Consider the following 15,718-nt stretch of genomic DNA (forward strand, 5'->3'; position numbering starts at 1 on the left):
GTCATCGCTTTCTGTTGCGTTGGGCAGCGCGTTCGGCCCGAGCGAGAGCAGCCGCCACCAGGGCGCCGCCTTTCGCCGATCCGTCACTCTGCGCGCGAACCGGCGCGCCGACCGGGCTGATCAAATCTTCGAGGTCTGGCTGTACCGGCGGCTCCATGGCAGCGATGCGCTCCGCTATCGCGTCCCACTGATCGTCGGTCCAGTAATTGACGCCGAGGCGGATCGCCGCCGCCTGCGCCTGGTTCATCATGTCGAGCGCCTCGTTGCGCCGGCCCGATGGCAGCTTCCAGATGTAGCGTGCGTGGCCGCTCCGCGTCTTTTCGGCGATGCGGATCTCGGATGTCGCCTGTTCGAAAAAGTCGTCGCCAAGGCCGGCTGCAAACCCGATGAAGCCAGCCTGTGTCGGATCGTCTTTTCGGTAGCTCCGATAGAGCCCCATCTTCATCACGGACGCGTTGAAGTTGAAGAAGCGCCGTGCCCACTTGTTCTTTTTGGGCGCGCCCTTGCGGTCGAACTCGCGAACCTGCGACAGCATCGGCGCAGTGTCGCGATTGTCACCGCGCACCATGACCACCTGTGTGATCGGATGGCGCCGCACCCATTGCCAGACGTCTTCGGTGTAGGCGTTGCCGTCGATCGCCGTCAGATCGACGGACCGCGCGATGCCATTCTCGTCGAGCCATGTGCGCTTTAGAAGCTGATCGAGTGCTGCTCTGACCTCGGGCTCGGAGATGTGACCGCTATGTTCGCGCCGCTCCGCGAGGTGGCTGCCCGCTCTGCTATCGATCACGCCGAAATCGACGATTGCGCTTGTCCGGTTGCGGCCCCAGCCGCGGAGAAGCCACTCGACGCGATCGCCCTGGACGTCAATCCCAAGCGTCAGCACCAGCATATCGGCTGGCACCGTACCGCGAGGCGTCCCCGTCTGTTCGGCCCGATCCCGCAGATCTTCCCAGGCGACGGCGCGATTGTCGACCTCGAAAGGCAGTCCGAGCCAGTCGTTCCAGAAGACCTGTTCGGCACCTGCCGACTTCTCCCGGTCATCCGGCCCACCGCTTTGCACCTTCACCCAGGCGCGCGCGAGCGCCTCCCAGGATTCCAGTGGCGAATAGGCGACCCAAATGTGGAAGGACCGATGATAGCGCGCCCGCTCCGGATACTTCGCCACCCAGTGCGCACCGTTGGCCGGGTCCACCATCCAGACCCGATGGCGCTCGTGGATCTCGCAGCCGCAGTGAATGCAGACGAAGTGCGCGGTCTCCGGCCGATCGGGATCGAGGTGATCCCGCATGTTTTCCCAGCGAAGTTCCTGCAGCTCCGAGCAATGCGGACAAGGGACGTGATAGGCCTCTTCCGATCCCGTGCTGAAATTGCTGCTCACACGGCAGCCAGGGGCGATCAACGGCGTCGAGATCTTGAAGACCTTGCGGTTGAAGAATGCCTTGGAGCGGCTGTCGGCTTGGGTCTCCGGATCCCCGGCCTCGTTCATCGCCCACTTGGCCAGATCGTCCTGGACTTGCTTTCGGGGCGAAATCATCGACAGGCCGGCTGGCGAGTTGGCACCGGCAGCCTGGATGGCACCGCGCCCGTCGACCCGTTCCTTGTAGAGTATCGAGTTGCCACCATCGCGGCTCGTTTCGCTGAAGAGCGCTCGGATCGCGTCGGTTTCGCGCACCAGCGGCATCAGCTTCGTCTTCGACCAGCGCGAGGCGTTCTCTTCGGTCGGGTGGACGTAAAGGAAATCGCACGGATCCATGTCGATCGTGCCGAGCGTGAAGATGTTGGCGAGGATTGTGCCACCGACCTGCGCCGACTTGCGCAGGGTCACGATCGAGCATGGATCGTCTGGTGAAAGCGCCTTCAGGATTTCCGAGAAGAACGGGAAGAGCGCCTCGTTGTATGGGCCGGGAAACGCAGAGATGCGCTCCGAGAAAACGATGTTGGCCTTCGCCCAGGTCAGATAATCGACGGGCGGCGGCGGTTCCGTCGCGGCTGCGAGCGCCTCGTAAGCGATCCGGGCTGGATTGAAGAGAGCAGTCATGCGGCGGCTTCATCGTCGACATCAGTCGATGCGGGATCTGCGACCAGTTCTGGTTCGCCGTCCGCCTGTGCACGAAACCGTGAGGCGGCCTCGACGCGCACGGTGCGAAAGGCTTTCTGCAGAGCGTGATGCACATCGCGTTGCGGCAGCGAGAATTGCTCGGCGAGCTCGGCCGCCATGTCTTGCAGTCCCCGCTCCATGACCTTGAAGGCCTCGCCGACCGCCTTGCCCATCTCGCGCCGCGCGGCCTCCGCCAGCATGTAGCGGCCCCGCTCAAGCGCTTCCTGCCGCTCGGCCTGCGCAGTTTTGATGCGCATCTGTTTCAGCCGCTCGGCCGCGATATCGTCGAGCGGCGGCTCGACAATAAGCGATGGCGCCGCGGCGACTGGACGCCGCGTAGGAAGCTCAGCCTGCGCCGATCGCTCACCCGCTGAACTCACTGGGTCGAAGAGCGAACCGCGGAGCGCTTGCCCGTTGCCCCCGAGATGCTGCGAGGGCTCCAGGGTCTTTTGAAGTTGCGCCCGGGCTGTCGGCAGATGAATGCGCGCCGCGCGTCCCTCGCCCCTGAGAGCCGCGCCGAAGATCTTGCGTTCCGCGATGTACTGCGAGACGCGACCCGGCGAAACGCCGATCGCCGCTGCGAACTCGCCCTTCGTCACTGTCTCTGCCGTCTCCAGGGCGGTCATGACTTTAGCGAACCCAACTCTTTAGGATTGGTCTTTAGGCTCTGACTTTAGGCTTTTGATTTCGCCTCAGACTGCCGACACCAAGCCGTCCGAAATCCCCGCGCGGCGAGTTTGGCCAGGAAGGACCCGCCGCTCTTTCACCGCGATATCTGCCCTGTGTCAGTCACTTGGGCCAGGCAGCTGCCGGCCGTCGGGCCTACCGTCTCGCGGTCGCCATCGCCCGATCGAACGCCCGTGCGAAGTGCTCGGCGAGGTTTGCCTCGGCATAGCGCGCGACTACCTCATGGAACTGCAGGAGCTTCCGATAGGCCCGAGCCGGCACAAACAGCAGCACCGGGAAGATCTTCTGATTGCGCGGATCGCGTTGGTAGACACCGGGATAGAGCTGCGAGCCACGCTTAGGCACAAAGAACCGCGCCTGCTTGTAGTGTCGATTGCGCTTCAGCGATTGATCGGTCCGCGCCCGAGTCGCGCCCGCCCCTCGATAGTCGACCTGAAGATCGGCCATCACGCGGTTGAGAAAACCTTGCGTCACGTTGCCGTAGCGATTGAGCTGTGTCTTGGCCGCTGGCACCGCAACACGGCCTTGAGGCATCATGCCGCGTGAAACGAGTTGCTTTTCGAAACTCTTCAGCGACCGCATGCCGCCCTCGATCTGTGGTCCGAGAAAAGCTGCCGGCGGTAGCCCGCCCCGCGATCGGCTCCCATAGAGAACCACCGACGCTCGGAAGTCCGTTTTCTGTGCCCGCTCATAGACGACACCGCGTTTGGCAAACGGTGTCGGGCGGTCGAAGACCCGGTTCATCTCCTGTTGAACGGCGACCCGGGCACCCTTCACCGTTTCATTGAGCGCTAGCATGGTGGCGTAAGGCAGTTGCTGCCGTTCGATGGTGCCCATCCGCCGCATAAGCTGCCGCGTGTCGAAGCGCAAACCATTAGGGCTCATCTTTTTCAACAAAAGTCTTCTGACTGAGAGTGGCTTTACTCGTGACGATCATACCGCGTTTGGTTGCAGCCTGGGAGGTCAACGATCCCTTAGACATTCAACAATAGGTTGCCAGCGAATTCTTGAAGGAGAGCGCATTTGGTCAATCGTGACGATGAAGGTAAGCCCAATCACCCTTATTCGATAAGGTTCGACAGATTGCTGCGACGACGACTGGATGCTTACGCTCAGTCGATAAACCAAAGCCTCGCCGAGACTATCCGTGCAATATTGGCTTCGGCAATGGATGATCATGGTGTGACGGTAGAGGACGACGACACCGATCGATCGAACATCCAGCCACCAGAAGCGGGTATTCCCGGCCCCGAAGCCCGGCGGCCCGTCCCAAACGAGGATGACAAACCTACAGACAGCACCGAGAGAAGTGCTTCGGCTGCGCTGCAAAGCCCTGTGCCGGACGCTATACTGCCTCGATTGCCGGCAACAGTCGCACCAAGTCTTCCCGACAGAATTTTGCTGGCCCGCGTTGGATTTTACATCCCCAACAAGATTCTACACATCGACAGGAGGCTGAATGTCGACCCTGATACGATAGCGCGCCCGTTAATCGATCAAATTAATCGAACACTCCGAGATCGATACCAAGGCGACCTATCGATAAAAGGTGGTACAGCCCATTTAGGTTCTCTAAGAGTTGTAGATGGACAATTAGTTATAAGTGGCGGATCTCTTGCTGCTTTACTTGTTTTCTATGGCGTTATTGCTGATTACTCGTCGGTGCGAACGAGCATCATACAATTAGTGTCCGACGTAGAGTACGTCATAGAAAAATCGCTTCAACAATTTGAGGGCGAAGTTCAGCTCCGGCCCGAGAACATTGACTCGCTCGCCGAACAAATGTTGCCACACATTATCGTTGAAAAGGGATCGCGTGTTCTAGGCAAACATCAAGACTGAAATTCATGCCGTCTCGATCGCGGCCACAAGCCGCCATTGGTGCCAATCGCATCTGGATTGGCTGGATCACCAGGCGCTCGGCGAGGAGGCTTTCGCCTCACTTGTCAGCGGTCTCGCCGCTGCCCTCAGTCGCTGCACACAGATCGATGGTCGTCCTGGGTCAGATTCGCTAATCGAGTCGCTTGATCAGCGCAAGAGGCATCCATGAGGGGCATGGACGACCGAACACGTCGAGCAGCACCAGAGCAGCATCCTTCATCGCACCTGAGCCCAGCGCTTCGATACGTCCGTCGAACGTCCCAAATGGACCATCGACGATCGTCACCTTGTCTCCCGCCCGAAGCGCGTCGGGGTCATGCGACCCGCCTTTGTCGAATGCGCCACCCTTGGCCAAGTCCTTGAATCGCTCCAGTTCCTTCATCCGGATCGGCATCGGCGTCTCGCCCGCACCGACGATCCAGATCACACCCTTGAGGCCGCGCAGACCAGCAAAGCATGCCGCCCCGGGCACCACTTCAACGAACACGAACCCGCCAATCACAGGCGCCTCGATCGGTGGCCTCTTCCGTCCTCGAATGCGTCGACCCTTCTTAATGCGCATAGGAATCCAGCTGTGGATATCCGCCTTCTCCAGCCGTTCCGCCACGTCCTTCTCATGGCCGTTCTGCACCACGAGCGCATACCAGCGCCGTTCGCCTGGCTGCTGACGGTTTGCCATCGTGAGGAAGCTCGCCTCGATCGAGCGAAGGTTGGCCGTCTTCTGCATCCTGCGCAGCGCCGCATCGGCATCGGCGAATCCCGTCTCAAGCCGCTTCATCATCATCGTCCGCATCCCTCGCCTTCACTGCCTTCTCGAATTCCACCATCGCCGCGTCCGGATCCTTGCCCGCCGGCATCCAGATCCAGTCCGGCCCATCCGGCAGCCAAGGCCAGCCCCGCCGCTCATGCAGCGCCCGCCACGCCTCCCATTCCGCCGAACCGCTGCGCACCTTCTCGAAGCTCTCGCCAAGCGCCAGCGCCGCCGCGCCTACCTGCCATCCGCGCCCTTGTGCCGCGGCGGTGTGCATGCGGTTCACAAGCGGCCAGCCATGCGTCGCGAGGTGCTGCAGCCGATAGCGCTCACCCTCGTCGCCGCCCCGTTCGATCATGGTCTGGATGAACAGCGAGGGCTTCGGCAGCGGTCCATGCGGCTGCAGCATGTGGATGAACCGATGCGCGCCCCAAGCCTTGCCAAAGGGCGCCGCCTGGTCGCTTGGCGCATGGCCCTTTGCCGCCAGCGCCGCCTTCTCCGCGCGCTCCAGGATCTTCGGGTCGAGCCCGTTCCAGAGCTTGTCGCGCAGATAGTTCGCGATCGGGATCGGCTGTTTCTTGCGCCGCTCCACGTCCCGCAGATAGGCGTCCCGCCACCGCTCGGCTTCCAGTCGCTCGTCGGCCGTCAGCTTGGCGAACTGCCGCGCCACATGCCCAGGCGACGAGGTGTCCCAGTTCTTCCACGGTCCAGCGTCGAAGCCACGACCGTTGCAGAGCCGCATGACGCGCTTCTCGAAATCGGCCGTTCCCGGTCGATCGCCCGTTTTCACCTCATCGGCTTTCGGCTCATCTGCCTTCGGGCTGTCGACTTGGACGGTCTCGCTTTCGTCCTGCCCTTCCAGATCGGAATCGATCCCGCGCTCGCGCGCCTCTCTCTCTGAGGGGTCTTTGGAGGGGTAAGGAGGGGTTGGGTGACAATGGGAGTCACCCTTATCTGTCGCCGGTGTCACCCTTGGCGTGCCACCCATGTCACCCTTAGGCGCATCGTCGTCATCCGCTAAGGGTGACACGGTGTCACCCTTATTTGCAGGCGCTTGCGCCGAAACCGCATTCCACCCGTCCGCCTCGATCCGCCGCAGTACGGTCAGGTCCATCGCATATTCACGGGTCGATTTCGGGCCGCAGCCGCCGGCGCGCACGATCGCCAGCAGGCCGATATCGACCATCGTGGAGAGCTCGCGCTGCACCTGCCGTGTGGAACACTGCGCCGCGCGCGCGATCGTTGCGACCGCCGGGAATATCCGGCTGCCATCGTCGTCGCAGGCGTCGATCAGCTTGAGCAGGATCAGCTTGCGGCAGGGCGTACCCATGTCGCAGCCAAAGCCGAGCCCGAGGAGGCGTGCACTCATTCCGCAGCCTCCCTTGCATCGTCGAGAACACCGAAGAGCGGCATGCCCAGCCCGCCTGCCTGCGCGTCCAGCGCGGCTGCGCAGGCAGGGTTGATCCAGAGCACTTCGGTTCGCTCCTTGGCACCGTCGGCCAGCGCGCGCATTTCCACGCGCCGCCAATGGCCGAGCGCACGGTCGTAGTCTTCCGATGGGTAGCCGGAGAGCACGACATAGCCCCGCAATCCGTCCAGGAACTCCAGAAGGGTGTCGTGGTCGTCGTCGGTCAGCTCGTGCCGATAGCCGTGCGTCGCACCGCGCCCGCCCGCGAGCGACGATCGCGTGGCGATCATGTAAGGCGGGTCGACGTAGTGCAGCGTGTCGACGCCATCCAGACGCGTCATAACTTCCCGCGCGTCGCGCTGCTCGATCAGCACGCCCTGCAACCGCTCGCAGAAGAACGGGACTGCGTCGGCGTAGTTGCTCCAGGCCTGCGATGCAAATGCGCGGTTGTCGCTCATCTTCGCGCGAAAGCCGGTCCGGCAGGATCTCGAGACGCTGTCGGAGCCATGCCCCATGAAGCTACGCACGATCGTCTTGTGCGCCGCGTCGATCGGGTCGGCCGCCGGCTTATAGGTCGCGTCGAACTCAGCTCGAGCAAAAGGTGTCAGCGCCAGCCGGGCGCGTAGATCCGCAGCTGCCACGCGATCGCGCAGCACCTGGAAGACGTTGACCACGTCGCCGTCCAAATCGTTGTAGCACTCAGCCCAAAGCCGCGGCTTGCGCATCAGCACGCTGGCCGCCCCGCCGAACGGTTCGACATAGACCCGGTGCGGCGGAAAGTGGCCGATGATCCACGGCGCGAGGCGCCACTTGCCGCCGTGCCAGCGCAGGATTGGCCGATCAAGTGCTTTCATGTCTGCACCCGCTTGCCGTCTGAAAACAACCGACTATCGTTCACGGCACTTGACTGGGGGACTTTGAGATGAGCGTTGACGGCGACCCTGTAAGCGAAACGCCCACGATAAAGGAGGGGACGTGGGAGGCAATTGCACTCGCCTCGGCTGTGATGCTGATCGTTTGGATGTTTATCGCTGCTGGATGGATCATTTTGGCAGGAGAGATCGAACTGGCCCAAAAGCGAACCGCAGTGGCCGCTGCGTTTGTCACCGCGGGAGCGGCCGTAGTGACTTTTTGCACCGTCATCTGGCGGGGCAAGATCAATGAGCGTCAGACGAACACAGCGCGGGATCAGCTTCGAGCAACAGAGGAAGCCAACTGGGCGAAGTTGCTGCAGGACGGTGCAGCGCTGGTCTTCGACTCTCAGACTGGCAAACAATCTGCCGGATTGGCATCGCTGGAAGCCGTTGTTCAAACTCAACACAGGCTCTTTGCGAAACAGGCGATGAATTTGATCGCCGACTATTTGGAGCAAGTTCATCCAACCGATCACAGAAGTCCGTTGGCTATTGCTGCGATCGATGCGTTGGGTTCTGGCCACAGCTTGGGGTTTCAGGCCGCCCGATCTTTGAAGTTCGAAGGACCGAACAAGGATAACAAACGCTTCGCGCCGAGATCTATCTGGGTACCAATTTTGGGCGTGCGCCTCGTCAGATATTATGGAGGGCGCATGGACACACAGTATCCCCACTTCAATGAAGCCTGTCGGCACAGCACTTTTGAAAAAGTCTATTTTTCGAAAGCAAGCATCAAAGACATGTCCGATTTCGAATCCTGCTTTTTTCGAAACTGCAAAATCGAGGAGATCGGCTACATGATTCAGGAAAACACGTTCCAGTCTTGCGACTTTTCCGGGGCCGTAAATTTTGGGATTGAAAGCATAGACGACATGCCTGATCTGCGTCCTCGGAACAATTTTTATTGGAGCGATCGGCCTCCGATAGGTGTCACTGAAATTGACTGGGCGAGCCGAATTATCAGTGTCCCGAGCCAGTTTTCTAACGTCTTTGCAGGTGAGAGGCTCATGACAAAAGAAGGTCGTGATTTCATTGCGGACGAAGTTCTCAATCTCCAGCGCCATAGCAATTAGTGCAGCCGCCCAGGCATGAGCAAGGATCCGGGCTGACGGTATGGCTTCACCGCCGTCGGCGAAACTGTCGATGATCATCCGCTGCATGAAACTGCGCCCCCTGTCGCGGGCGCCAAATCCCGCTTGTCACGCACCGAGGCGAGCGAAAGCCGCGCGCCGAGAAGTGCCCTATCCGTTGAAAAGCCCAGTTCGCCGTACTCACTGCGCGTCCGGCGAAGCGCGGATATCTCGATTGCGAGCCAGTCGAGTCCGGGCTGGAAGTTCAGCCGCGTGAGCTCAGCGTGGATCTGCAGTTCGCGTTTGAGCAGGATCTCCAACGGCATCCGCAGCAGCATGTCCGCGCGTGCCCCATCGTCGGCAGCATCGCGCAGGCCCTCGATGATCGGGAGGAGGTCATCCATCGGAAGCGCCCTCGCCTGCCTCAAAGCCCCAGGCATCCCAGCCAGGCCGTGGCGAACGGCAGAACAGCTCGAGGCGTGCCATGTTGGGATAGAGCCGCTCGATCGTCTCGGCGTAGAAGTCGGGCTTGGCCGAGTGCCTACCTTTCCGCTCGGAATAGACCGTCTCAGGCTGCGAACCGGGCAGCGGCGCCGGCACATCGCCGCGCCTGCCGATCAGTAGAAGCTCGTGTCGATCGCGGCCCCAATAGCCGGTGCCCGCAACTTCCTTGTCCCAGATCCAGTGGTGGACGTAGGTAAAGCCCCAAGCGTCCAGAACCTGAAGTCCGTCCCGAAGCATCGGGTTCGTCGCCCAGAGGAAGAGCACCGCGTCGCGCTTGGCCGGACTGCCGATCTTCTCGAACAGCTGGCAAATCTCGTCGGTCGGCATCGTCGGATAGTGGTTTTCCGCGCTCTTCTCGCGGCCGGTCTCTTCCGATCGCACGCCGAACTTCCACGGCGGGTCGGCATAGATGATCGGATAGTTCTTGCCGACCGGGCCGGCCGTCGCGGCGCCCGCGTTGCTGACAAAGGCCATGTGTTCGATGCGCACCTGGTGGCGCAGCCTTTGCCGTTCGGCGCGGATCGCTTTGGCACGCTCGACGATCGCTTTCTCTTCCTGCCGGAGCACCTCGGCTTGCGCCTCGCGCTGCAGCTCGGAAATGGCTTCGCCGGCATGAACCGAAACCCGCCCATCGCGGATCGCTTCCACCAGCTCGTCGGCGCCGCGCTCGCGGATACGCTTGGCCGCTTTGACGGCGCGCTCCGAGATCGACAGCCGGCGCCCAGCCTCGCGGGCGGGCAAATTTGCACACCCACCCGAATGCTGATTGATGCCTGTTTCCCAGTCGACCAGCCCGGCCGCGACCATGGCACGCTGGCTTTCGGTCAGGTGCCGTCGGTGCAGGTTCTTCGAGAGCACGAAGCCGAGCGGATCATCCCCTTCGAACTCGCACGTCTCCGCCACCAGTCCCCACTTCTCGCACGCCTTGAAACGGTTGCGACCGTCGAGGATCTTGCCATCAAGCAGCACGATCGCTTCGCGCTGCCCGCGATCAGCGACGTCGTCGGCGAAGCGCACGAAGTCGTCGTCGCTCATCATCGGGAAGAGATCGGCGAGCGGGTGCGCTTCCATCACACCTCGCCCCGTCGATAATCGCGCCAAGTGTCCAGGATGCGCACCACGGTCGCTTCAGGGACGCCCAGCTTCTGGGCAATTTCCGCCGTGTCCCACTCCGCGCGTGCATGCAGCAGCAAGCAGGCGCCGACGATTGCGTCGAGATCCGCATCGGTATGAATGGCGCCCTTCTCGCGCGCGCAGACCGCCGCGAACGCCATGTCGAAGAGCAGCCCGCACCATGCGGAGGTCGAATAGTTCCGCGCCTGTGCCTGGGCATCCAGCACGGCCTTTGCCCGCGCAGTCACGCTCACCTGCACGCCGACCATCTTCTGAAAGGGCGCCGCCATCGTTAGACCCCACCCTGTCCGTCGCGCGCACGGGCCCGAGCGGCATGATGCTGGCAGTAGCGACGGTTGAGCTTCAGTTCGCCGGCGTCGCGGTCCGCCACCGGCAGGCCGCAAAACCGGTGCTCATCGGCAGCCACCTGATGACCGCTCACCGGGAAATGGCACTGAAAGCCTCCGAGCTGCGCAAGACTGATGTCCTTCGCCAGCCGTTCTGCATCCAGGCCGGCTGCCGACGCTTTGACAGAAGGCGGCAGACCATCCTTGAGCTTCACGGCCTTCGGTCCGCGCGGCGTCTCTGGCGCCTCACGCTTGCCGAGCTGGATACGGGTGCCAGGTCCGCCATGGCCACCGGGCTCGCGCGGCGAAGGCACACCCATGCGGTTGAGCTTGCCGATCACGGCATTGCGGCTCACTCCGAGGCGTTGCGCGATGAGCCCACAGCTCATGCCCTCGCGGCGCATATCTTTGGCGGTTTCCGCCATGCTGCTGGTCCAATCAACCATTGCTGGCCCAGCCTCCGATAAAGAGGCCGCCGGGCAGCCGGTCGGCGACAGGATTGACCGCGCAGAAGCCAATCGCCTGATCGAGCACATCGACATGCCGGCGAAGCGGCGATCGCCGAGGTGAACCGGCTTCGACATCCACGCGTGCAGCCTTGTTGGGATCCCGGGCCGCAAGCTTGCGGCTTCGATAGAGCCCCGGCCGCGTCTGGTTGATCCGGGCCGCGCTCATCGCTCGTCACCTACGACGCGCAACACCTTGGCGCGTGAGAGAACCGTGCGCAGATCTGCCACGCTCTTCTCCATCGACGAGGCCGCGCGGTCCATTTCGGTCGCCTCTGCCGGCGTCAGCTTGCCGTCGGCGAGAGCACGTGCACCGACCTGCATCAGTTCCCCTGCCCGCGAAATCGTTTCGGCGTGGGCGGTCAGCGCGCAGGAGCTTGCGCCGCCGGCGTCCAGCTCGTCAGGATCGGCCAGCCGGCGCCCGCCGATGCCCGCGAGCACGGACGTGATCAGCGGTTGCCCGCATTCGGCTTCGAGCATCAGCAGCGCTGGAATGGTCACCAGATCCGGATCGACGGCATTGTTCCAGCGGCCGACCTGGCTGCGCGAAACCGATGTCACCTCGGCAGCGCGGTCGATCCCGCCGCAGCGCTTGATCAGGTCGCGCTGTGCCGCCTTCAGCCGGTGAAACCAGGCATCGGAAAACGGCGCTTTCGTCAGTTCGCTCATGATGTGCCCTCGTCTAGGCACACGAAATCCCGCGCCGGGATTATCCGGCGTGAAATCCCGTGGTGGGATTGTTCGGCAAGTGGTGAATTCAGCTCACGCGAACGCCATCAGGGGCCGCGCAACGAAGGGGGTGCAGATGCAGACGCAAGGCTGGTTGCAGCGGCCGGAGTCGAACCGACGATCTTCCGGGTATGAACCCACCGCGACGCCGCAGGCGCGCAAGGCGTCAAACCCGATAACGACTTCCCCACGCTGCGGAAACGATGAAGGCTCATTCGGCAGCCTCCTCGACCTGAACCGGCACCGGGCGCGGAACGTCTGCCGGCCACACGGCATCGGCAGGCCAGTTGTCGGAGAACCACTGCATGGCGCGCTCGAACGTCCCGGTCGCCAGATCACCGCCTTCGGCGATGTCGTCGAGCTTTGAACCCCGATTGAGAACGAGCGTGGATACGCGTTTGCGCCCAATTCTGGACGCATCGCCGTATCGCGCGGAAGTGAGCAGCAGTTGTTCTCGCAAGTTCATGCTCGAATGAATGCGGTCAGATGTCCGCATTGTCAAGCGTCACCTGTCCGCTTTCATTTATGCAACAAGCGGACGATAATCCGCAAATGAGCCAAAGCATGCACGATCGAATCCGACAAGCGATTGACGACAAACAGCTATCTCTGGAAGCGGCGGCCAGGACCGCTGGGCTAGATCGCGGTTATTTCCAAAAGCTCTTCGACCGACCGCATGCGTCACCGAAAGCTGAAACCCTGAGCAAGATTGCTTCAGCCTTGGACGTGTCTCCGGATTGGCTCATCAACGGCACCGAAAGGGCACCTAGCGCGATTCGAACGGATGTGCGCGAAGCAACGGCACCCATCCCTCGCCACTACGAGATGCCCAAGGACGTGCCAGTCATGGGCACCGCAGCCGGATCGCATCTACGCGGCGCGTTTCAGATTGAGACAGCCGTCATTGACTATGTCCGCCGTCCGCCGAGCCTCGCGACCGCCAGGGACATCTACGCGCTCTACGTCGAAGGCACATCGATGGAGCCGCAGTTTAACCCCGGCGACCTGGTCTACATCCATCCGCACAAGCCGCCGCGTCTCGGCGACGCGATCGTGGTGCAGGCCCGCAATGCCGAGCATGACCCGGTCGAGGCCACGATCGGCATATTCCGCAAGCGCACGGAGTCGGCCGTCGTCATCGGCAAGCACAATCCAAAGGCCGATGTCGAGCTGCCCCGCCCCTTCGTGGTCGCCATCCACAAGGTGCTGACGGCCAACGAGATCTACGGTGTTTAAGCTTCGAGAATTGAAGGGATGACGATGAAAGATCGCGATCTGCAGAGTGAGGATTACAAGAAATTCGTCGACAAGAAGGGCATTTCGCCAACGTGCCCTATGTGCAGCTCAAAACGATGGTCCCTTGTCGGCGAAACGCGCGATCGATCCTACCAGTTCCCGCTGACGCCACGTGGAGATCATATATCCGGAGGGATGCAGGCGACGGCATTTCTATTGCTGGTCTGCGACAATTGCGCCTTCACGGCGCCGATCCTGCGCGAAAAGGTCGTCGCGGAATTGGATGCTTCCGATGCCTGAAGCCGTATGGATCGGGAGCCTCAGGCCAGACCAGAGGCAGAATGACCCCTTGCAAGACGGCAGCGGCGGGGGCACATTTGGCGATATGGAACGCGTCGTGAGACTGGAAGTCAGGGCCGACATGACCGAGCAACGCCTCGACCGTATCGAAAACAAGCTGGACGAAATCCTCGTCAAGCTCGGATCCATGCCAACCGTCAATGGTCTCTGGGGCATGATCGCGACGGTTCTCGGGGTCGCTCTGGCCATCTCCGGCCTTACCTTCGCCATCGCAACTTACGCAGCCGGCTGAACCGATCCTGCTTGATAAATTGGATCAGTACAGCGCCAGGATCAGCGCTAACCCCACCACACCAGTGAACCAGACAATGGCGCCGCCGAGCATACAGCGCGCCGCCTGCTTAGCGCACTGCATGCCGCGCTCTCGACTACGCGTGTCGACAAGTCCGCAGAACTGAAAGTGCTGACAAGCGGGTTCGATAGATCCGATCGTAAAATCGTCTGCTGGCATCCCTGAGCCCTCGTTGCGGCGATCGCCGATTCGTCGCCGACCACCATCCATAACACAAATTGCGGTCAGATGTCCGCATTCTGATTGACAGCGGTCACTTGTCCGCATATCGTCCGCATCGTTCCCCTCCCTGCGGAACGGCCGCGCGGCCCCTCGCTCTCCTCCCAAGGTAAGCTGCGCGGTCTCCTCTTTTCAGGAGACTGCGATGATCCGCACTCAGTATCGCCCAGCTGCACAGCCGCAGGGCCGCACACCCCGCCAGTCCTGCGCACCCAGTTGCCTGACGCACATGCGCGAATGCCTCATCGATCGCATGGCCGACGATATGCGCGTCTTCGCCGGGTCGGGTGTCAGCGTCACCGTCGAGCTGCTCGCCGGCCGCACCGGAGCTTCGCCAGCGCTCATCGCCCGCCTGGCGCCCGTCGCCGCCAAGCGCGCCCGCCGCGCTTCGGTGCGGAGTGTCGTGCGATGAAGGCGCCGATCCACGGCACTCGCTTTTCTTTGGTCGATGCCTGCCTCGACGACATCGAGCATCCGGTGGGCCGCCCGGCCAACGACGAGACGCTTCCGCCCATGGTCATGCCGACCGAAGAGGGCAAACAACTAGCCGCGATGCAGACCAGGAGCATTACCGATGCGGTCCTCGTCACGATCCTTGTCGGCGCCATCTTCGTGATCGGTTTTGCGATGGGTCAGCTCACACAGCAGACGATCATGGATGCGCGCGCCTACGAGCTGGAGCGCCGCGTCTGATGCAGCCCTCCGAAGACGCCAGGCGATTGAGAGCGATCGAAGCCCGCATGGGCGACGGCTGTACGCTCACGCTTGTCGTCGAGAAGGACCGCAGCCTCGCCTTGGAAGGCGTGGAACCGGCCACCAGCGAGAGCGGCCGCATCGCCGTGCTCGATCGTCATGTTGGCCATGGGCTTGCCGAATTCCTTGCCCGTGCACATGATGACATCTGGTTTCTCGTCGGCCTCGTCAGACGGGCCGCCGGCCGCATCAAGCGGCTCGAGCGCGAAATTGGCTGGTATCGCAAAGCGCTCGAATTGGCGGGATTGCCATCGACCCCGCCGGCGGACCTTCACGCGCCACGCGATGCCAGCCAGTCGTCGCACCAGACCATTCCCGATGACAATCGGCACCGAAATTACGCCGCCGAGGCGTCGATGAAGTGCGACGAGCCCGCCTTCCGGCAATTCTTGTGCGAGCTGATGGAAAAGCCTTGCCCCAACGCAGGCGCCGCTGCCGAGCTGCTGCGCTGGGCACTCTCCATCACCAGCCGCAAACACCTCAACACCGACGAAGCCGCAGCCGCCCGCTGGCGCGACTTGCGCGCCCGATTCGAAGCATGGAGACGCGCGGCATGAGCATCACCCGCCACGACAAGCACATGCAAATCACCTGCGACGCCTGCCCCGCCGCTTATCCGAACACCTACGCCGAGGAAGACTTTCGCGTAATGATCGCCGATGCCAAGGCGGCCGGTTGGATCGTCCGCAAGATCCCGGCCGCAGCAGCCGCCGGCCGCGATCGCGACACGAGCGACCTCTTCGGCAAGCCGCCTCGCATCGCAGGCGGCGCGAAGGCCGATCCCTACGCCCACACCTGCCCCGAATGCGCCAGCGCCGATCGGCGCGGCCCGCTCCTGTAGGAGAGC

General features: G+C 62.3%; 22 protein-coding genes. 9 read left to right on the plus strand and 13 right to left on the minus strand.

Annotated elements, in window-relative coordinates:
• Position 1: 1 nt before the first annotated feature.
• The 3 genes from PU133_RS13250 to PU133_RS13260 all read right to left on the minus strand — a co-directional run bounded on the left by PU133_RS13250 (position 2) and on the right by PU133_RS13260 (position 3,673).
• Positions 2–2,041: a phage terminase large subunit family protein gene (locus tag PU133_RS13250; RefSeq protein WP_404862082.1), complete on the minus strand. Its 2,040-nt coding sequence runs from the start codon at positions 2,039–2,041 to the stop codon at positions 2–4.
• Complete coding sequence (locus tag PU133_RS13255) at positions 2,038–2,727, minus strand: hypothetical protein (protein WP_404862083.1); 690 nt, start codon at positions 2,725–2,727, stop codon at positions 2,038–2,040. The genes PU133_RS13250 and PU133_RS13255 overlap by 4 nt, the downstream gene beginning before the upstream one ends.
• 196 nt (positions 2,728–2,923) lie before the next feature.
• On the minus strand, positions 2,924–3,673 hold the full coding sequence (locus tag PU133_RS13260) for a hypothetical protein (RefSeq protein WP_404864537.1): 750 nt from the start codon (positions 3,671–3,673) through the stop codon (positions 2,924–2,926).
• Between the two features lie 138 nt (positions 3,674–3,811).
• On the opposite strand from PU133_RS13260, the gene PU133_RS13265 reads away from it, so the two are divergent.
• On the plus strand, positions 3,812–4,630 hold the full coding sequence (locus tag PU133_RS13265) for a hypothetical protein (protein ID WP_404862084.1): 819 nt from the start codon (positions 3,812–3,814) through the stop codon (positions 4,628–4,630).
• Between the two features lie 169 nt (positions 4,631–4,799).
• On the opposite strand, the gene PU133_RS13270 is transcribed toward PU133_RS13265, so the two are convergent.
• The 3 genes from PU133_RS13270 to PU133_RS13280 are packed head-to-tail and all read right to left on the minus strand — an operon-like array spanning position 4,800 to position 7,682.
• On the minus strand, positions 4,800–5,453 hold the full coding sequence (locus PU133_RS13270) for a transcription termination/antitermination protein NusG (RefSeq protein WP_404862085.1): 654 nt from the start codon (positions 5,451–5,453) through the stop codon (positions 4,800–4,802).
• Positions 5,434–6,789 carry a hypothetical protein gene (locus PU133_RS13275; protein ID WP_404862086.1) on the minus strand — a complete coding sequence of 452 codons (1,356 nt, stop codon included), beginning with the start codon at positions 6,787–6,789 and terminating at the stop codon, positions 5,434–5,436. Before PU133_RS13275 ends, PU133_RS13270 begins: the two co-directional genes overlap by 20 nt.
• A complete protein-coding gene (locus PU133_RS13280) occupies positions 6,786–7,682 on the minus strand; it encodes a DNA adenine methylase (RefSeq protein ID WP_404862087.1) in 897 nt (298 codons plus the stop codon). The genes PU133_RS13275 and PU133_RS13280 overlap by 4 nt, the downstream gene beginning before the upstream one ends.
• Positions 7,683–7,750: 68 nt before the next feature.
• On the opposite strand from PU133_RS13280, the gene PU133_RS13285 reads away from it, so the two are divergent.
• Complete coding sequence (locus tag PU133_RS13285) at positions 7,751–8,815, plus strand: hypothetical protein (protein WP_404862088.1); 1,065 nt, start codon at positions 7,751–7,753, stop codon at positions 8,813–8,815.
• A gap of 74 nt (positions 8,816–8,889) precedes the next feature.
• On the opposite strand, the gene PU133_RS13290 is transcribed toward PU133_RS13285, so the two are convergent.
• From PU133_RS13290 to PU133_RS13320, 7 genes are all read right to left on the minus strand, one after another.
• Positions 8,890–9,216, minus strand: a complete 327-nt coding sequence (locus tag PU133_RS13290) for a hypothetical protein (protein ID WP_404862089.1) — start codon at positions 9,214–9,216, stop codon at positions 8,890–8,892.
• The gene (locus PU133_RS13295) at positions 9,209–10,387 is read right to left on the minus strand and encodes an MT-A70 family methyltransferase (RefSeq protein WP_404862090.1); all 1,179 of its coding nucleotides are present in this window, start codon (positions 10,385–10,387) and stop codon (positions 9,209–9,211) included. The genes PU133_RS13290 and PU133_RS13295 overlap by 8 nt, the downstream gene beginning before the upstream one ends.
• A complete protein-coding gene (locus PU133_RS13300) occupies positions 10,387–10,719 on the minus strand; it encodes a helix-turn-helix domain-containing protein (protein ID WP_404862091.1) in 333 nt (110 codons plus the stop codon). The genes PU133_RS13295 and PU133_RS13300 overlap by 1 nt, the downstream gene beginning before the upstream one ends.
• A 2-nt stretch (positions 10,720–10,721) precedes the next feature.
• On the minus strand, positions 10,722–11,222 hold the full coding sequence (locus PU133_RS13305) for a GcrA family cell cycle regulator (protein ID WP_404862092.1): 501 nt from the start codon (positions 11,220–11,222) through the stop codon (positions 10,722–10,724).
• On the minus strand, positions 11,215–11,451 hold the full coding sequence (locus PU133_RS13310; protein ID WP_404862093.1) for a hypothetical protein: 237 nt from the start codon (positions 11,449–11,451) through the stop codon (positions 11,215–11,217). Before PU133_RS13310 ends, PU133_RS13305 begins: the two co-directional genes overlap by 8 nt.
• Entirely contained in the window at positions 11,448–11,951 is a 504-nt protein-coding gene (locus tag PU133_RS13315; protein WP_404862094.1) for a hypothetical protein, read from the minus strand. Before PU133_RS13315 ends, PU133_RS13310 begins: the two co-directional genes overlap by 4 nt.
• A gap of 271 nt (positions 11,952–12,222) precedes the next feature.
• Positions 12,223–12,477 carry a hypothetical protein gene (locus tag PU133_RS13320; RefSeq protein ID WP_404862095.1) on the minus strand — a complete coding sequence of 85 codons (255 nt, stop codon included), beginning with the start codon at positions 12,475–12,477 and terminating at the stop codon, positions 12,223–12,225.
• A gap of 20 nt (positions 12,478–12,497) precedes the next feature.
• On the opposite strand from PU133_RS13320, the gene PU133_RS13325 reads away from it, so the two are divergent.
• From PU133_RS13325 to PU133_RS13355, 7 genes are all read left to right on the plus strand, one after another.
• On the plus strand, positions 12,498–13,247 hold the full coding sequence (locus tag PU133_RS13325) for an XRE family transcriptional regulator (protein ID WP_404862096.1): 750 nt from the start codon (positions 12,498–12,500) through the stop codon (positions 13,245–13,247).
• An 18-nt stretch (positions 13,248–13,265) separates the two neighbouring features.
• Positions 13,266–13,547, plus strand: coding sequence for a hypothetical protein (locus PU133_RS13330; RefSeq protein ID WP_404862097.1), 282 nt, complete (start codon positions 13,266–13,268; stop codon positions 13,545–13,547).
• A gap of 97 nt (positions 13,548–13,644) precedes the next feature.
• Complete coding sequence (locus PU133_RS13335; RefSeq protein WP_404862098.1) at positions 13,645–13,839, plus strand: hypothetical protein; 195 nt, start codon at positions 13,645–13,647, stop codon at positions 13,837–13,839.
• Between the two features lie 424 nt (positions 13,840–14,263).
• Entirely contained in the window at positions 14,264–14,530 is a 267-nt protein-coding gene (locus tag PU133_RS13340; RefSeq protein WP_404862099.1) for a hypothetical protein, read from the plus strand.
• The gene (locus PU133_RS13345; protein ID WP_404862100.1) at positions 14,527–14,811 is read left to right on the plus strand and encodes a hypothetical protein; all 285 of its coding nucleotides are present in this window, start codon (positions 14,527–14,529) and stop codon (positions 14,809–14,811) included. The genes PU133_RS13340 and PU133_RS13345 overlap by 4 nt, the downstream gene beginning before the upstream one ends.
• The gene (locus PU133_RS13350; RefSeq protein WP_404862101.1) at positions 14,811–15,428 is read left to right on the plus strand and encodes a hypothetical protein; all 618 of its coding nucleotides are present in this window, start codon (positions 14,811–14,813) and stop codon (positions 15,426–15,428) included. Before PU133_RS13345 ends, PU133_RS13350 begins: the two co-directional genes overlap by 1 nt.
• Complete coding sequence (locus tag PU133_RS13355) at positions 15,425–15,712, plus strand: hypothetical protein (RefSeq protein ID WP_404862102.1); 288 nt, start codon at positions 15,425–15,427, stop codon at positions 15,710–15,712. Before PU133_RS13350 ends, PU133_RS13355 begins: the two co-directional genes overlap by 4 nt.
• The last annotated feature ends 6 nt before the right edge of the window (positions 15,713–15,718 follow it).

Origin of the sequence: Georhizobium sp. MAB10 (assembly GCF_045012825.1) — a bacterium.
GTDB classification, from domain to species: domain Bacteria; phylum Pseudomonadota; class Alphaproteobacteria; order Rhizobiales; family Rhizobiaceae; genus Georhizobium; species Georhizobium profundi.

Bases quoted from the DNA above. Each gene is read 5' to 3' on its own strand.
- PU133_RS13275 (WP_404862086.1), bottom strand. From the start codon at position 6,789: ATGAGTGCACGCCTCCTCGGGCTCGGCTTTGGCTGCGACATGGGTACG.
- PU133_RS13325 (WP_404862096.1), top strand. From the start codon at position 12,498: ATGTCCGCATTGTCAAGCGTCACCTGTCCGCTTTCATTTATGCAACAA.
- PU133_RS13255 (WP_404862083.1), bottom strand. From the start codon at position 2,727: ATGACCGCCCTGGAGACGGCAGAGACAGTGACGAAGGGCGAGTTCGCA.
- PU133_RS13300 (WP_404862091.1), bottom strand. From the start codon at position 10,719: ATGGCGGCGCCCTTTCAGAAGATGGTCGGCGTGCAGGTGAGCGTGACT.
- PU133_RS13355 (WP_404862102.1), top strand. From the start codon at position 15,425: ATGAGCATCACCCGCCACGACAAGCACATGCAAATCACCTGCGACGCC.
- PU133_RS13290 (WP_404862089.1), bottom strand. From the start codon at position 9,216: ATGGATGACCTCCTCCCGATCATCGAGGGCCTGCGCGATGCTGCCGAC.
- PU133_RS13285 (WP_404862088.1), top strand. From the start codon at position 7,751: ATGAGCGTTGACGGCGACCCTGTAAGCGAAACGCCCACGATAAAGGAG.
- PU133_RS13270 (WP_404862085.1), bottom strand. From the start codon at position 5,453: ATGATGATGAAGCGGCTTGAGACGGGATTCGCCGATGCCGATGCGGCG.
- PU133_RS13340 (WP_404862099.1), top strand. From the start codon at position 14,264: ATGATCCGCACTCAGTATCGCCCAGCTGCACAGCCGCAGGGCCGCACA.
- PU133_RS13295 (WP_404862090.1), bottom strand. From the start codon at position 10,387: ATGGAAGCGCACCCGCTCGCCGATCTCTTCCCGATGATGAGCGACGAC.
- PU133_RS13330 (WP_404862097.1), top strand. From the start codon at position 13,266: ATGACGATGAAAGATCGCGATCTGCAGAGTGAGGATTACAAGAAATTC.
- PU133_RS13310 (WP_404862093.1), bottom strand. From the start codon at position 11,451: ATGAGCGCGGCCCGGATCAACCAGACGCGGCCGGGGCTCTATCGAAGC.
- PU133_RS13320 (WP_404862095.1), bottom strand. From the start codon at position 12,477: ATGAACTTGCGAGAACAACTGCTGCTCACTTCCGCGCGATACGGCGAT.
- PU133_RS13260 (WP_404864537.1), bottom strand. From the start codon at position 3,673: ATGAGCCCTAATGGTTTGCGCTTCGACACGCGGCAGCTTATGCGGCGG.
- PU133_RS13280 (WP_404862087.1), bottom strand. From the start codon at position 7,682: ATGAAAGCACTTGATCGGCCAATCCTGCGCTGGCACGGCGGCAAGTGG.
- PU133_RS13345 (WP_404862100.1), top strand. From the start codon at position 14,527: ATGAAGGCGCCGATCCACGGCACTCGCTTTTCTTTGGTCGATGCCTGC.
- PU133_RS13305 (WP_404862092.1), bottom strand. From the start codon at position 11,222: ATGGTTGATTGGACCAGCAGCATGGCGGAAACCGCCAAAGATATGCGC.
- PU133_RS13250 (WP_404862082.1), bottom strand. From the start codon at position 2,041: ATGACTGCTCTCTTCAATCCAGCCCGGATCGCTTACGAGGCGCTCGCA.
- PU133_RS13350 (WP_404862101.1), top strand. From the start codon at position 14,811: ATGCAGCCCTCCGAAGACGCCAGGCGATTGAGAGCGATCGAAGCCCGC.
- PU133_RS13315 (WP_404862094.1), bottom strand. From the start codon at position 11,951: ATGAGCGAACTGACGAAAGCGCCGTTTTCCGATGCCTGGTTTCACCGG.